This is a genomic window from Phaeovulum sp., from assembly GCF_041596715.1.
GTDB lineage: Bacteria > Pseudomonadota > Alphaproteobacteria > Rhodobacterales > Rhodobacteraceae > UBA6213.
In genome coordinates this window covers 1-15413 of record NZ_JBFHIA010000050.1, presented here as the reverse complement: position 1 = coordinate 15413, position 15413 = coordinate 1, and the positions used below count along the sequence as shown (strand labels likewise).

Annotated in this window: 14 protein-coding genes and 1 pseudogene; 13 read left to right on the top strand and 2 right to left on the bottom strand. The window is 64.2% G+C overall.

The window, feature by feature from the left end; translation table 11 throughout:
• A pseudogene (locus tag ABY403_RS05340) lies at positions 1-98 on the bottom strand (23S rRNA (adenine(2030)-N(6))-methyltransferase RlmJ); the annotation flags it as partial.
• Between the two features lie 447 nt (positions 99-545).
• On the bottom strand, positions 546-764 hold the full coding sequence (locus ABY403_RS05335; RefSeq protein WP_372839639.1) for a DUF1127 domain-containing protein: 219 nt from the start codon (positions 762-764) through the stop codon (positions 546-548).
• A gap of 246 nt (positions 765-1010) precedes the next feature.
• Here ABY403_RS05335 and ABY403_RS05330 point away from each other — a divergent pair, with 246 nt between their 5' ends.
• The 13 genes from ABY403_RS05330 to ABY403_RS05270 all read left to right on the top strand — a co-directional run.
• Complete coding sequence (locus ABY403_RS05330; RefSeq protein ID WP_372839638.1) at positions 1011-2069, top strand: P-loop NTPase; 1059 nt, start codon at positions 1011-1013, stop codon at positions 2067-2069.
• 515 nt (positions 2070-2584) lie between these two features.
• Positions 2585-3151: a division/cell wall cluster transcriptional repressor MraZ gene (mraZ, locus tag ABY403_RS05325; protein WP_372839636.1), complete on the top strand. Its 567-nt coding sequence runs from the start codon at positions 2585-2587 to the stop codon at positions 3149-3151.
• A 3-nt stretch (positions 3152-3154) separates the two neighbouring features.
• Complete coding sequence (gene rsmH, locus ABY403_RS05320) at positions 3155-4132, top strand: 16S rRNA (cytosine(1402)-N(4))-methyltransferase RsmH (protein WP_372839635.1); 978 nt, start codon at positions 3155-3157, stop codon at positions 4130-4132.
• Complete coding sequence (locus tag ABY403_RS05315; RefSeq protein ID WP_372839633.1) at positions 4132-4488, top strand: cell division protein FtsL; 357 nt, start codon at positions 4132-4134, stop codon at positions 4486-4488. The genes rsmH and ABY403_RS05315 overlap by 1 nt, the downstream gene beginning before the upstream one ends.
• Positions 4485-6266 (top strand): peptidoglycan D,D-transpeptidase FtsI family protein, encoded by a 1782-nt coding sequence (locus ABY403_RS05310; protein ID WP_372839632.1) that lies wholly within the window; start codon positions 4485-4487, stop codon positions 6264-6266. Before ABY403_RS05315 ends, ABY403_RS05310 begins: the two co-directional genes overlap by 4 nt.
• 52 nt (positions 6267-6318) lie before the next feature.
• Positions 6319-7800: a UDP-N-acetylmuramoyl-L-alanyl-D-glutamate--2,6-diaminopimelate ligase gene (locus ABY403_RS05305; RefSeq protein WP_372839631.1), complete on the top strand. Its 1482-nt coding sequence runs from the start codon at positions 6319-6321 to the stop codon at positions 7798-7800.
• A complete protein-coding gene (gene murF, locus ABY403_RS05300) occupies positions 7800-9260 on the top strand; it encodes a UDP-N-acetylmuramoyl-tripeptide--D-alanyl-D-alanine ligase (RefSeq protein WP_372839630.1) in 1461 nt (486 codons plus the stop codon). Before ABY403_RS05305 ends, murF begins: the two co-directional genes overlap by 1 nt.
• Complete coding sequence (mraY, locus tag ABY403_RS05295) at positions 9260-10342, top strand: phospho-N-acetylmuramoyl-pentapeptide-transferase (protein ID WP_372839629.1); 1083 nt, start codon at positions 9260-9262, stop codon at positions 10340-10342. Before murF ends, mraY begins: the two co-directional genes overlap by 1 nt.
• A gap of 3 nt (positions 10343-10345) precedes the next feature.
• A complete protein-coding gene (locus ABY403_RS05290; RefSeq protein WP_372839628.1) occupies positions 10346-11032 on the top strand; it encodes a DUF2161 domain-containing phosphodiesterase in 687 nt (228 codons plus the stop codon).
• Between the two features lie 115 nt (positions 11033-11147).
• Positions 11148-12554 (top strand): UDP-N-acetylmuramoyl-L-alanine--D-glutamate ligase, encoded by a 1407-nt coding sequence (gene murD / locus ABY403_RS05285; protein ID WP_372839626.1) that lies wholly within the window; start codon positions 11148-11150, stop codon positions 12552-12554.
• Positions 12555-12763: 209 nt separating this feature from the next.
• Complete coding sequence (locus tag ABY403_RS05280; RefSeq protein WP_372839625.1) at positions 12764-13930, top strand: putative peptidoglycan glycosyltransferase FtsW; 1167 nt, start codon at positions 12764-12766, stop codon at positions 13928-13930.
• Complete coding sequence (locus ABY403_RS05275; RefSeq protein ID WP_372839623.1) at positions 13927-15021, top strand: glycosyltransferase; 1095 nt, start codon at positions 13927-13929, stop codon at positions 15019-15021. Before ABY403_RS05280 ends, ABY403_RS05275 begins: the two co-directional genes overlap by 4 nt.
• Positions 15018-15413: Mur ligase domain-containing protein (locus ABY403_RS05270; RefSeq protein ID WP_372839621.1), on the top strand; the 396-nt coding region annotated here is incomplete at its 3' end. The genes ABY403_RS05275 and ABY403_RS05270, both read left to right, overlap by 4 nt.

Sequence of the window (15413 nt, the reverse complement as noted above, 5' to 3'; positions counted from 1 at the left end):
GGCTTTTGCACAAGGTAGTCGAGCATGCTCGCCAAAAGCGCGTGCTTGTGCACGTCTGCCAGATTTCCCGCGTGATAGGTGTGTTGATAGCTGAGCATTTCCGCACTTTCGGGCTTTGCCCCCAATGCCCCGCGCCGTGGCGTTGTGCAAGGGGCGGAAATGCAAGCGGCGGCGCCCAGGGAGGAGGAGGGGCGCCGCCGCTTTGATCCTTGGCCCCAGGGAGGAGGAGGGGGCCGCGGAGTAGGGTGCGATGCCAACCCGGGGAGGAGGATGGGCGGCACCGCTGCAACGATTGGCCCGGGAGGAGGTGGGCCTTTCGCATCTAGTGCGGGCCCTTGGGCCCGTAACTGTTTGAAGTGCGGCGGCTCCAGGGAGGAGGAGGGAGCCGCCGCCTTCTGCACGAGACCCTCAGGGAGGAGGAGGAGGGCCTTGCGTCTTTTCGGGCCCTTCGGCCCTGTGTTCTTGAGGCGGCACCCCCGGGGAGGAGGAAGGGGGTGCCGCCATTTTCCCACGGCCCAGGGAGGAGGAGGGGCCGGGAAGGAAACTTATTTGCGGCCTTTGCCGTAAGCTGCTTCCAGCGCGACGCGGGTGATCATCGAGCGGTGGATGCCAAGGTCGGTCAAATCGCGGCTGGAAAGCATGTTGAGCTCGCGCAGCGTTTGCCGATAGACCTTGCGGCGCTGGCGGCCGTCGTTGAACGCGGCGAGGTACGCTGACAGCCGCTCGCCAAGGCCAAGGCTCAGGGTAGAAGTTGCTAGTGCCATTGTCTCGATCCGTCTTCTGTAGGGGGCGAAGTTCATTCGCTGTTGGGGCTAACATGGGCAAATTGCTGCGAGTGCACAATAGGTCGTGTCTTCAATGCTGCTATGCGGAAACTGCATAACACTTGCTGACCTATTTTAGGCGGAACCATCAACATTTGCTCAAATCTTGCGCGGGTTTGGGATGAGCTCTTGCGCTCAGGCACAATCGCGGCAGAGTGGGCGCTGTCAACAGCGGCGGAGTGTCACATGGGCGTTACTCGGGAACAGGTGCTTGCGGTTTTGGCCGGTTTTGCAGCACCGGGCGGTGGCACCATTGCCTCGCGCGACATAGTGCGCGTTCTCGCGGTTGAGGGTGGCGCGGTGCGTTTTGTGCTCGAGGCCGAATCGCCCGAGATGGCCCGCGCGCTCGAGGCGTTGCGTCCCGATGTAGAGGCAAAGTTGCGCGCGCTGCCGGGTGTGGCCAGTGTTTCGATTGCCACCTCTACCGCCTCAGCGGCACCGCCGAGCCTGAAGATCGGTGGCCACCCCAAGCCGCAGGCCGGGCCGAAGCCCATTCCCGGTGTGGCGCGGGTTCTGGCGGTGGGATCGGGCAAGGGCGGGGTAGGCAAATCGACCGTTGCCTCGAACCTTGCCGTTGCGCTGGCACGTGCAGGGCGCAAGGTCGGCTTGCTCGACGCCGATATCTATGGCCCCAGCCAGCCGCGAATGATGGGTGTGAACCGCCGCCCCGCCAGCCCCGACGGCAAGACCATTCTGCCGATCACCGCGCATGGCGTCACGATGATGTCGATCGGTCTTATGCTGAATGACGGCGAGGCGGTGATCTGGCGTGGGCCGATGCTGATGGGCGCGATCCAGCAGATGCTAGAACAGGTCGCTTGGGGCGAGCTGGACGTGCTGATTGTCGATCTTCCGCCGGGCACGGGTGATGTGCAGCTTTCGCTGGCGCAAAAAGTGCCGGTTTCAGGCGCGCTGGTGGTTTCAACGCCGCAGGACGTGGCGCTAATTGATGCGCGGCGCGCGCTGAGCATGTTTTCCAAGCTCGGGGTGCCGGTGGTTGGACTGATCGAGAACATGTCCACCTACGTCTGCCCCAATTGCGGCCACGAGGCGCATCTGTTCGGCCACGGCGGCGTTGCAGCAGAGGCGAAAGAGCTTGGGCTGCCGTTCATGGGTGAACTGCCGCTTGACCTTTCGGTGCGGCTTGGGGGCGATGCGGGCACACCGATTGCCGCGGGCGAGGGGCCGGTTGCGCAGGCCTATGCGCGCTTGGCCGCGACGCTGATCGAGACCGGCGCCGCCTGAACGGGAATGCACGGGAACGGCTAGGGCAATTCTGCCGAAAACGAATCACTTGACCGGGTTTTTATGGCCCGCGCCGCAGATGTTCTCTTTATGTTTTCATTCGACGGTGGCGAAGCCGTTTTTCGGCTGAAAAAAGTGCGTCGGATATGGGAAACCAGGTCCGCACTGATATTTACCATATCTAGTAGATTTGCGGTTTAGCACCGCTACCCTTGCTTGCGGGGGTGCTGAATCTGGCACAATCCCTTGTTTTCTTGGCTGCCGGGACACAAGATTTGCCGCCGCTGCCCATAAAATCCTGTTGCTTCCCATAATTTCCCACGGTATCCCTTGTGTATCGAAAAGGGCGGGCTCAAAGGGACGCAAGATCCCAAAGGCGAAAAGATAGCAGGCTTCATACAGGCACCCGACTTTGACGATGTAAAAGATCCGGCGCGCGAGCGAGCAGACATCCCCCCAGGTGGCGCGCGCAGTCGGACCAACCCAGAGATGGGACGAGGGCGGCGGATCGGGCAGTGGCAGCGGCCCGACCGCCGTTTTCTTTTGAAACGGGGCCGAAAACAAAGGAGCGCGCGCCGGTGGCACGCAGGTTCAGAGGCTCAGAGACGTATAAGGTGGATGCGAAGGGTCGCGTTTCGATCCCCGCCGCCTTTCGTCGCGTGATTGAGGCCTCGGACCCCGACTGGGTGCCCGGCAATCGCCCCAACATCGTTCTTGTCTACGGTCCCGAACGCCAGACATGGCTTGAGGTTTATACGATCAAGGCAATCGAGGAAATCGATGCCCAGATCGAGGACATGCAGCGCAACTCAGCCGACCGCTTGCAACTGGAAGAATGGATGCACGGCCAGGCGCAAGAATTGCAGATCGACGAAGATGGCCGCCTCGTGTTGCCGCAGCGCTTGCGCGACAAGATCGGGCTTGAAGGCGAGGCGTTCTTCATATCGGCTGGCGATTATTTCAAGATATGGAAGCCCGAGACCTATCAGGCGCACTACGCCGAACGGCAGCGGCGACTGGCGGAACAATATCCTGACGATTTTGACCCGCGCAGTCTTCTTCCTGGCCGTCCGAAAGGGTAGGCAATGGCCGACCCAACCACCCCTCCGCATGTTCCGGTTCTTATCCGCCCGCTGATTGCAGCGGTGGCACCGGTGCAGGGCGTCTGGCTGGATGGCACCTTTGGCGCGGGTGGCTATACGCGCGCGCTGCTGGATGCGGGTGCTGCGCAGGTGATCGGCATTGACCGCGACCCGGCGGCTTTTGAGCTTGCGGCACCGTGGGCCGGGGCGCTGGGTGCGCGGTTGCGGCTGGTCGAAGGCACGTTTTCGGAACTCGACAGCCTTGCGGGCGAGCCGCTTGACGGTGTGGTGCTAGACCTTGGGGTTTCGTCGATGCAGCTCGATCAGCCCGAGCGCGGGTTTTCCTTTTTGCGCGACGGCCCACTGGACATGCGCATGGGTGACGAAGGGCCAAGTGCCGCCGATCTGCTGAACCACGCCAGCGAGGGCGAAATCGCGGATATCCTTTTTCACTACGGCGAAGAACGCGCCGCGCGCCGCATTGCCCGCGCCATCATCGCCGCGCGGCCGCTGACGCGCACCTCTGACCTCGTGGCCGCAGTCGAGCGTTGCCTGCCGCGCGCGAAGCCGGGGCAAAGCCACCCCGCCACGCGCAGTTTTCAAGCGATCCGCATTTGGGTGAACGACGAGTTTCGCCAATTGATCGAAGGGCTAGAGGCCGCCGAGCGTGCCCTGAAACCCGGCGGCTGGCTGGCGGTGGTCAGCTTTCATTCGCTGGAAGATCGGGTGGTGAAACGGTTTTTTGCGGCCCGATCAGGTGCCGAGGGGCAAGGCAACCGCTACGCCCCGGCGCGCGCCGTGGTGGTGCCCGCGTTCAGCAATGTCGCCAAACCCATTGCACCCGACGCCGAAGAACTAGCGGTGAACCCGCGCGCGCGCTCGGCCCGTTTGCGGATTGCGCGCCGAACTGCCGCCCCCGCAGGCCACGCTGACCGTGCATCCCTTGGCCTGCCCGCCCCCGCCTTGCAAGGAGACGCCTGATGCGCACACTAATTACCGGCGTTGCAGCAATGGCGGTGATGGGGCTTGCGTTCTGGGCCTACCGCGAAAACTACAACACCCAGACCGCGATTTCAGAGCTGACGCGGCTTCAGGCCGAAATCGCAAGCCTGCGCGAAGGGCTTGCGGTGCTGGATGCCGAATGGGCCTATCTCAACCGGCCCGACCGGTTGCGAAAACTCGCGGCGCTGAACTTCGACCGGCTTGGGCTGCTGCCGCTGACTGCCTATCAGTTTGGTGCTGTCACGCAGGTAGCCTACCCGCTGCTGCCTGAAACGGGCTTCAGCCTGGGGCTGACCCCGATCGACGCTATTTCGAGTGGTGGAGAACTGCCATGATCCGCACCCCGCTGCGCCCGCTTGCCCGTATCCTGAGCGCCCGCGCGGCAGGTGAAAACCCCGATGCGATCGAACGCGACAACCTGCGTGCCCGCCGCGAGGCGGTGTCGGACGCAGCGCGTGGTCGTGCCGAGGTGCGGCTGATGCTGCTAGGCGCGTTCTTCATTGTCGGTTTCTGCGCGGTCGGCGTGCGGATGGCGGCACTTGCGGTATCGCGGCCGATCGAGCCGCAAATCGCCTCGTCGGGCGATGCGATCATCGCCAGCCGCGGCGATATCGTCGATCGCAATGGTCGCGTTCTGGCAACCAACCTGTTGACCTATTCGCTCTATGCCCAGCCACCGCAGATGATCGAACCTACCCGCGTGGCGCAGGAACTGGTGGCGATTTTTCCCGACCTCGATCCCGAGCGGCTGATCGCCGATTTCACCGGCGCGCGCAAATTCGTGTGGATCAAGAAGAAGATATCGCCCGAACAGATGCAGGCGGTGCATGACATCGGCGATCCGGGGTTGCTGTTCGGCCCGCGCGAAATGCGCCTTTACCCCAATGGCGATCTGGCCGCGCATGTGTTGGGCGGTGCCAGTTTTGGCCGCGAAGACGTGGCTTCGGCCGAAGTCGTGGGTGTGGCCGGGGTGGAAAAGGCCTTTGACAGCTGGCTGCGCGACCCACTCAACGACAATGCGCCACTGCGCCTGTCGCTTGATCTGACGGTGCAGGCAACGGTGGAAGAGGTGCTGGCCGACGGGATGAAACTTCTGAAGGCGCGGGCCGCCTCGGCGGTGCTGATGAACGTGCATTCCGGCGAGATCGTGGCGATGGCAAGCCTACCCGATTTCGACCCCAACGCGCGCCCGGCACCACTGACCAGCGGCGATCAGGGGGACAGCCCGCTTTTCAACCGCGCCGTGCAGGGGGTTTATGAACTCGGTTCAACCTTCAAGGTCTTTGCCGCAGCGCAAGCGTTGGATATGGGGCTGGTGACGCCCGAAACAATGATCGATACCCGCGGCCCGCTGGTCTGGGGCAAGTTTCGCATCAACGACTTTCACGACTACGGGGCCAAGCTGAGCGTGACCGACGTGATCGTGGAAAGCTCGAACATCGGTGCCGCGCGGATTGCCATGCTGATCGGCGGCGAGCGGCAAAAGGCGTTCTTGGACTCGCTCGGCTTCATGCTGCCGACGCCGGTGGAATTGGCCGAGGCACCCGGCGCGCGCCCGCTTTTGCCGCCAAATTGGAGCGACCTTTCGACCATGACCATTTCTTATGGCCACGGGCTTTCGGCCAGCCCGCTGCATCTGGCCAGCGCCTACGCCACCATCGCCAACGGCGGGCGGCGCGTTACGCCGACGCTTCTGACAGGGGCCGCGCCCTCTGTGGGCGAACAGATCATTTCGCCCCAGACCTCGGCCGAGATCATGTCGATGCTGCGCGATGTGGTGACACGCGGCACCGCCAGCTTTGCCGAAGTGCCGGGTTACGCCGTCGGTGGCAAGACCGGCACCGCCGACAAGCTGAAGCCGAGTGGTGGCTACTATGAGGACAAAGTGCTGGCTACCTTTGCCGCGGTTTTCCCTGTCAACGATCCGCAATACGTTCTGGTGCTGACCCTAGACGAACCGGTCGAGGATTCAGGGTCCGAAGACCGCCGAACCGCTGGCTGGACTGCCGTGCCGGTGGGGGCCGAAGTGATCCGCCGCGCTGCGCCTTTGCTGGGTCTGCGCCCGATCTGGGGGCCGCAAGACACGCCGACGCTTTCCTTGGCGCGCAATTGACGCGCCGCGCAGAGCGGGCGTAAATGCGACTGGCAGGCAGGGGGCGCAAGATATGGGCGGGCAGATGAAATCGCTGGCAGATATGGGCTTGCACGCCCAGGGCGGCCGCGAGGCCACGATCACTGGGCTGGCGGTTGACAGCCGGGCGGTGCGCCCCGGCTTTCTTTTTGCGGCCCTTCCGGGGGCCAAGATGCACGGGGCCGAGTTTATCGGCTACGCTTTGCGGATGGGTGCCAGCGCAGTGCTGACCGACCGAGCAGGTGCCGAGATCGCAGCCACCGAACTTGCAGGCGCAGACGCGGCGCTGGTGCTGGCCGAAGACCCGCGACAGACGCTGGCCTTTGCCGCGGCGCTTTGGTTCGGGCGTCAGCCGGAATGTGTGGTGGCGGTAACAGGCACCAACGGCAAGACCTCGGTCGCTACATTCACCCGCCAGATATGGGCGGCGCTTGGCTATGACGCCGCAAATATCGGCACCACTGGCGTTGAAGGCAGCTTCAGCGCGCCCTCGGCCCACACAACGCCCGAGCCGCTGACCCTGCACCGCCTGCTGGCCGATATGGCCACGGCGGGGGTCACGCATGTTGCGATGGAGGCTTCGAGCCACGGGCTTGCGCAGCGTAGGCTTGACGGCGTGCGCCTGACCGCAGCGGCTTTCACCAATTTCACGCAAGACCATCTCGATTATCACCACACGTTCGAGGAATATTTCGAGGCCAAGGCAGGCCTGTTCACCCGCGTGATGCCGCCCGAGGGTGTGGCGGTGCTGAACATCGACGATCCGCGCGGAGGCGAGCTGCATGCGCTGGTCAAGGCGCGCGGGCAGGCGATATTGACGGTTGGCAAGGATGCTGCGGCGGATTTGCGTATTCTCGGCCAGCGGTTTGACGCCACTGGGCAGGATCTGCGCTTTTCGTGGCGCGGGGCGGTGCAGATGGCGCGCTTGCCACTGATCGGCGGTTTTCAGGCGGCCAACGTGCTTGCGGCGGCTGGGCTGGCCATTGCCAGCGGTATCGTGCCCGACGCGGTGTTTGCGGTTCTGCCGCGCCTGACCACGGTGCGCGGCCGTATGCAACTGGCAGCCACGCGCGAGAATGGCGCGACGGTCTTTGTAGATTACGCGCATACGCCTGATGCTGTGGAAACCGCGCTGCGCGCGCTGCGCCCGCATGTGCTGGGCCGTATCATCGTGGTGTTGGGCGCGGGCGGCGACCGGGATCGCGGCAAGCGCCCGCTGATGGGGGCCGCGGCGGCGACCCACGCCGACGTGGTGATTGTGACCGACGATAACCCGCGCTCTGAAGACCCCGCGACCATCCGCGCCGCGGTGCTGGCCGCGGCCCCCGAGGCGACCGAGGTGGGCGACCGCGCCGAGGCGATTTTGCGCGGGGTCGATGCGCTGGGGCCGGGCGATGCGCTGTTGATCGCGGGCAAGGGGCATGAGGCGGGGCAGGTGGTGGGCGATACCGTGTACCCCTTCGATGACGCCGAGCAGGCGAGCGTTGCGGTGGCCGCGCTGGATGGAAAGATCTGATGCCCGCGCTCTGGACCTCTGACGAGGCGCAGGCCGCAACTGGCGGCAAGCTCACCCGCGCCTTCGAGGCGAGCGGCGTGTCGATCGACAGCCGCAGCCTTGCCCCTGGCGATCTTTTCGTGGCGCTGAAGGATGTGCGCGACGGGCATGATTTTGTTGCCGCAGCGCTGGAACGAGGGGCCGCCGCGGCGCTGGTCAGCCAGATTCCACAGGGCTGTTCAGAGGCCGACCCGCTGCTGATCGTGCCCGATGTGTTGGCCGCGTTGACAGCGCTTGGTCAGGCCGGGCGCGCGCGGAGTACGGCGCAGGTGATCGCCGTGACAGGCTCGGTCGGCAAGACTTCGAGCAAAGAGATGCTGCGCGCGGTGCTGGCCGCGCAAGGCATGGTGCACGCGGCCGAGGCGAGCTTCAATAACCAATGGGGCGTGCCGCTGACGCTGGCACGCTTGCCGCGTGAGGCTGCGTTTGCAGTCGTCGAGATCGGCATGAACCACGCAGGCGAAATCGCGCCGCTCGCGCGGCTGACGCGGCCCCATGCGGCATTGATAACCACCGTTGCCGCTGCGCATCTGGAAGCGTTTGGCGATCTTGCGGCGATAGCGCAAGAAAAGGCGGCGGTTTTCGAGGGGTTAGAACCGGGCGGAGTGGCGGTGATCCCTTCGGGATTGACGGTCACGAAGATACTTGTCGATGCGGCGCAGGCCGCGGGCGCAAGGCTGGTGCGCTTCGGTGCAGAGCCCGGCGATGATTTTCGGCTGATCTCGACCCGTCTTGTCGAAGACGTGACGATCGCGCAAGCGGCGGTGGGCGGCAGGGCACTGCTGTTCAAGGTGCGCTCGGCGGGGCGGCATTTCGCGCTGAATGCGCTTGGCGTGCTGGCGATGGCCGAGGCGGTGGGTGTGGACCCCGCGCTGGCGGCGCTTGATCTGGGGCAATGGCTGCCTCCTGAAGGGCGCGGCAGCCGCACCCGCATCTACCTCGATATCGTGGACGATGAAAAAAGTTTCGAGCTGATCGACGACGCCTATAATGCAAATCCCGCCTCGATGGCGGCGGCGTTTGAGGTGCTGGCCGCCGCAACCCCACGCGATGACGTGGGCCGCGTGCGCAGGGGGCGCCGGATCGCAATTCTGGGCGACATGCTCGAACTCGGCAAAACCGAGGCCGAACTTCATGCGGCGATTGCAGAGCTTCCCGCGATGGCCAACGTGCATCTGGTGCATTGCGTCGGGCCGCGGATGCAGGCGCTTTGGCAGGTATTGCCATTGGCCAAACGCGGGGAGTGGCACGAAACCGCACAAGAGCTGGCAAAGCGCGCGCATCATCTTGCGGACGCGGGCGATGTGGTGCTGGTCAAAGGCTCCAAGGGCTCGCGCGTCAGTCTGGTGGTTGACGCTCTGCGAAAACTCGGGCAGGCGGGCGCCGCCGAGGCTCAGGCGGTGGAAAAGGGGACGAACTGATGCTGTATTGGTTGACCGGGCTTTCCGATGGTGGCGACGTGTTCAACCTGTTTCGCTACATCACGTTTCGCGCTGGAGGCGCATTCTTTACCGCGCTCGTGTTCGGCTTTCTGTTTGGCCGCCCGCTGATTGATCTGCTGCGCCGGCGCCAAGGCAAGGGCCAGCCGATCCGCAACGACGGCCCGGCCAGCCATCTGGCCAAGGCCGGAACCCCGACCATGGGGGGGCTGCTGATTCTTTCGGCGCTGATGGTTTCGACGCTGCTCTGGGCGCGGCTTGACAATGGCTATGTCTGGATCGTCATGGGTGTCACCATCGGCTTCGGACTGATCGGTTTTGCTGACGATTACGCGAAAGTCACCAAGCAATCGAGCAAGGGTGTTTCGTCGCGGGTCCGGTTTCTTTTGGGGCTGGGGTTGGCTGCCGTGGCGGCTGCGTTCGCGGCACATCTGCACCCCGAGGGACTGTCGAACCAGTTGGCGCTGCCGGTGTTCAAGGATGTGCTGATCAACCTCGGTTGGTTCTTCGTGCCGTTTTCGATGGTGGTGATCGTGGGTGCTGCCAATGCGGTAAACCTGACCGACGGGCTTGATGGGCTGGCGGTGATGCCGGTGATGATCGCTGCGGGAACCTTGGGGCTGATCGCCTATTTTGTCGGACGGTTCGACTTTTCTGCCTATCTGGGCGTGCATTTCGTGCCCGGCGCGGGCGAATTGTTCATCTTTACGGCGGCCTTGATCGGGGGCGGGCTTGGGTTTCTGTGGTATAACGCGCCGCCTGCGGCGGTGTTCATGGGCGATACCGGCAGCCTTGCGCTGGGCGGCGCGCTGGGCGCGGTTGCGGTGTGCACCAAGCACGAGATCGTGTTGGCCATCGTCGGCGGCCTGTTCGTGGTCGAGGCGCTTAGCGTTATCATTCAGGTGCTGTATTTCAAGCGCACAGGGCGGCGGGTGTTTCTGATGGCGCCAATCCACCACCACTTCGAGAAGAAGGGCTGGGCCGAGCCGCAGATCGTGATCCGTTTCTGGATCATCAGCCTGATCCTTGCGCTGATCGGTCTGGCCACGCTGAAACTGCGCTGACCGATGCGAGAGGCCGACCTTTACATCCCCGTAAAGGCCTATCTTGAAGCGCAGGGCTACACCGTCAAAAGCGAAATCGGCGATTGCGACGTGCTGGCGCGGCGCGGCGATGAACCGCCGGTGGTGGTGGAACTCAAGGTCAGCTTTTCGCTGGCGCTGGTACTGCAAGGTGTCGCGCGTCAGACGTTGTTTGACACGGTCTATCTGGCGGTGCCGGTGTCGGGTGCGCGTGGCTGGTCGCTGCGCTACGCAGACATCATCCGGCTTTGCCGCCGCCTTGGTCTGGGCCTGCTGGCGGTGCGCATCGGGGCCAGCGCGCAGGTCGAGGCGCATCTTGACCCCGCGCCCTATGCGCCGCGCAAGAACACCAAACGCGCGGGCAAGTTGTTGCGAGAGTTTGAGCGGCGCGTGGGCGACCCCAATATCGGCGGAACCACAGGCGCAAAGCGGATGACCGCCTATCGGCAAGATGCGCTGCGTTGCGCGCGGCATCTTGGTGCGAACGGCATCTGCAAACCCGCCGAGGTTGCCCGCGCCACCGGCGTCGTGCGGGCGCAGGCGTTGATGCATGCCGACCATTATGGCTGGTTCGAGCGCCCCGCGCGCGGGCACTATGCGCTTACCCCAAAAGGTGCCGAGGCGCTGGTGGCCCATGCCGACACGCTGCAATCGCTTGGCGCGGCGGGCTGAGCGCGGAAAATCCTGCCGAAGCGCGCGCCAACCCCTTTCGCATTTCGCCTTTTGCCACTACCCCGGAAAGGCGCAAGATGCGGGGGCGGGCCCCTGCGCGCGATAGGGGGCGGCAATGATTCCGGTTGTTGGGTATGAAGGCCACAAGGTCGCCGTGCTAGGCCTCGGGCGCTCTGGCTTGGCCACGGCGGCGGCGCTTGCAGCGGGCGGTGCCGAGCCGCTTTGCTGGGACGACAACCCCGAGGCGCGCGCCAAGGCCGAAGCTGCGGGCTATTTGATCCACGATCTGGGCCGGGCGGACGCGTGGCATGGCGTGGTCGCGCTGATCGTCAGCCCCGGTATCCCGCACCTATACCCCGCGCCGCACAAGCTGATTGCGCGGGCGATGGCCGAAGGCGTTGCGGTCGATAACGATATCGGCCTGTTTTTCCGGTCTTGGGCGACCGAAGATTGGGATGGGTTCGAGGTCACGCCGAAATGCGTGGCGGTGACAGGATCGAACGGCAAATCGACCACCACCGCGCTGATCCACCACATCCTCAAATCAGCCGGGCGACCGACGCAGATGGGCGGCAACATCGGGCGCGGAGTGCTTGATCTTACCCCCGCCGTAGAGGCCGAGGTGGTGGTGCTGGAACTTTCGTCGTACCAAACCGAACTCGCCCGCGCGCTTACCCCAGATGTGGCGGTTTTCACCAATCTCAGCCCCGACCATCTAGATAGGCACGGCGGCCTTGGTGGCTATTTTGCAGCCAAGCGGCGGCTTTTTGCCGAAGGCGGGCCAGACCGCGCGGTGATCGGCGTGGATGAACCCGAAGGTGTGTTTCTGGCCGATCAGATCGCCACGGGGCGCGAAGATGACCGGGTGATCCGCATCTCTGCGGGCCAAAAGCTCGGCGGGTTTGGCTGGTCTGTTTTTGCACGCAAAGGGTTTCTTGCGGAATGGCGCAAGGGGCGGCAGGTAGCCTCGGTCGATCTGCGCGCGATGCCCGGTCTGCCCGGCGCGCATAACCACCAGAACGCCTGCGCCGCATGGGCCGCGGTGCGAACGCTGGGTGTGCCGCCGCGCGAGGTTGAGGCCGCACTGGCAAGCTTCGCGGGCCTGCCGCATCGCAGTCAGACGGTGGCCGAGGCGGGTGGTGTGCGCTTTGTGAACGACTCCAAGGCAACCAATGTTGACAGCGCCGCCAAGGCATTACAGGCATTTCCGCGCATCCGCTGGATTGTCGGAGGGCAGGCCAAAGAGGGCGGGATCGCGGCGCTGAAACCCCATCTGGGCGCTGTGGTGAAAGCCTATCTCATCGGCCACTCGGCGCAGGATTTTGCGCAGCAATTGGGCGATCTACCGCAGGAAATCTGCGAAACGATGGACCGCGCGGTGGCACTGGCCGCCAAGGAAGCGGTGCCGGGCGAGGTTGTTCTGCTGGCCCCGGCGGCGGCGAGTTTTGATCAATACGCCAATTTCGAAGAGCGTGGCGAGCATTTCACGGCCTTGGTGAAGGCGCAGTTGGGGCGGGTGTGATGCAGCCGCGCCCGCCATCGTTTGTGATGCCCTTATCCTTGCGCCGTGGCGGTATTTTGCACGCCTGAAACCCTTGTGCGCCGGGTCAAATTGCACGCGGGATGAGCGCGCCTTTGGGCATGTTCTGCTGGCAAGAGCGTAGATTTGCGGCTACACTTTGACTCGAGACCCGGAAAACCGGGCGATCCGAGGCAGGACAGCGGTGAAGCATGACTGAAATGGTGTTCAGCGCCATACCCAAAAGGGTAGGCGAACCGGTGTTGCCGCGTTGGTGGCGCACGCTTGATAAATGGTCGCTCGTGGCAGTGCTGGGGCTATTTGCCATCGGTATCCTGCTGGGGCTTGCGGCCTCGGTACCGCTGGCCGAACGCAACGGCCTGCCGACCTTCTACTATGTCACGCGGCAGCTCGAGTTTGGCGGCATCGGATTGGCGGTCATGCTCGGCTTTTCGATGCTGTCCCCGACGCAGGTGCGCCGCCTTGGGGTGCTGGGTTTTCTGCTTTCGTTTCTGGCGCTGACGTTGCTGCCGCTGTTCGGCACCGATTTCGGCAAGGGCGCGGTGCGCTGGTTCAGCTTTGGTTTTGCCAGCGTGCAACCTTCCGAGTTTCTAAAGCCTGGTTTTGCAGTGACCGTGGCATGGCTGATGGCCGCATCGCTTGATGTGGGTGGGCCGCCCGGCAAGCGGTATTCGCTGTTCATGGCGCTGGTGGTGGTTGGGCTATTGGCCTTGCAGCCCGATTTCGGGCAGGCGGCGCTGGTGCTTTTCATCTGGTGCGTGATCTACTTTGTCGCCGGTGCGCCTTTCGTGCTGCTGGTCGGGTTGGCGGGGCTGACCGTTTTGGGCGGTTTCGGTGCCTATAACAGTTCAGAGCATTTCGCGCGCCGGATCGACGGCTATCTTTCCAGCGAAATCGACCCGCGCACGCAGATTGGCTATGCGACAAACGCGATTCAGGAAGGCGGGCTGCTGGGCGTCGGCGTGGGCGAAGGAACGGTCAAGTGGCAGTTGCCCGACGCGCATACCGATTTCATCATCGCCGTGGCGGCCGAGGAATACGGGTTGATTCTGGTGCTGATTATCATCGCGCTTTTCACCGCCGTGGTGGCGCTGTCGCTGAATCGCCTGCGGCAAGAGCGCGATATCTTCATCCGCCTCGCCGGGACGGGGCTTGCTTGCGCCTTTGGTGTGCAGGCGTTCATCAACATGGGGGTGGCGGTGCGGCTGTTGCCAGCCAAGGGCATGACGCTGCCTTTCGTCAGCTACGGCGGCAGTTCTGTGATCGCCTCTGGCATCGCCATGGGCATGTTGCTGGCGCTGACGCGAACTCGCCCGCAGGGGCAACTATCTGATCTGCTGGCGCGGAGGGGCAGATGACCGGGCGGCTGATCCTGATTGCCGCGGGCGGCACCGGCGGGCACATGTTTCCCGCGCAGGCGCTTGCCGAGGCGATGGTGCGGCGCGGCTGGCGGGTCAAGCTTTCTACCGATAGCCGCGGTGCGCGCTATACCGGCGGCTTTCCGCATGTGGTTGCCGTTGAACAGGTTGCTTCGGCCACCTTTGCACAGGGCGGTCTGGCGGCCAAGCTGATGGTGCCGATGCGCATTGCCGCTGGCGTGCTGGCCGCGGTCCGTGCCTTGCGGCGCGATCGGCCAGCGGTGGTGGTGGGCTTTGGCGGCTATCCCACGATCCCGGCGCTGACGGCGGCGCGGATTTTGGGCGTGCCGAGGGCGATCCACGAACAAAACGGCGTGTTGGGCCGGGTCAACCGGCTTTTCGCGCGCCGCGTTCAGGCCTTTGCCTGCGGCACTTGGCCGACAGATCTGCCCAAGGGCGTAGAGGGCACGCATACCGGCAACCCGGTGCGCGCCGCAGTGCTGGACCGTGCAGGCGCGCCCTATATTCCGCCCGGCGACTATCCGTTAAGCCTAGTGGTGCTGGGTGGCAGCCAAGGCGCGCGGGTGCTTTCGCAGGTTGTTCCGGCGGCGCTGGCAAGCCTGCCCGTTGAATTGCGTGCCCAGCTTCGTATCGCGCATCAAGCGCGCGAAGAAGATCGTGCCGCAGTTATCGCGGCCTATTCCGACGCAGGTATATCGGCCGAAGTTCAGAGCTTTTTCACCGATGTGCCGCGCCGCCTTTCAGAGGCGCAACTGGTCATCGCGCGCGCAGGTGCGAGCACCGTGGCCGAGTTGAGCGTGGTCGGACGCCCGTCAATTTTGGTGCCCTATGCCGCCGCAACTGGCGATCATCAAAGCGCAAACGCACGTGGGCTGCTAAATGCGGGTGCCGCGATTCTGATCCCTGAATCGCATTTTGATGTGGCAAATCTGGCAGAACAGGTGGCGCTGGTGCTTGGCAACCCAGAGGGCGCAGTGCGCATGGCCAGCGCCGCACTGGCCTATGGGCGCCCGGATGCGACAGAGCGGCTGGTGGAACTTGTAGAAAGCGTGGCGGGGGCAAAGGCATGAACGTGGCAACCAAACTACCCGGCGCGCTTGGCCCGATCCATTTCGTCGGTATCGGCGGCATTGGCATGTCGGGCATTGCCGAGGTGCTGATGACGCTGGGCTACCGGGTGCAGGGGTCGGATGCCAAGGCCAGCAAGATCACCGAACGCCTCGTGGGTCTTGGTGCCACCTTTTTCGAAGGCCAACGCGCCGAAAATATCGGCGAGGCGGCGGTGGTGGTGATTTCCTCTGCGATCAAGAAGGGCAACCCCGAGCTTGAAGAGGCGCGGCTTCGCGGCCTGCCGGTGGTGCGCCGCGCCGAGATGCTGGCCGAACTGATGCGGCTAAAGTCGAACGTCGCCGTGGCAGGCACACATGGCAAGACCACCACCACGACGATGGTGGCCACGTTG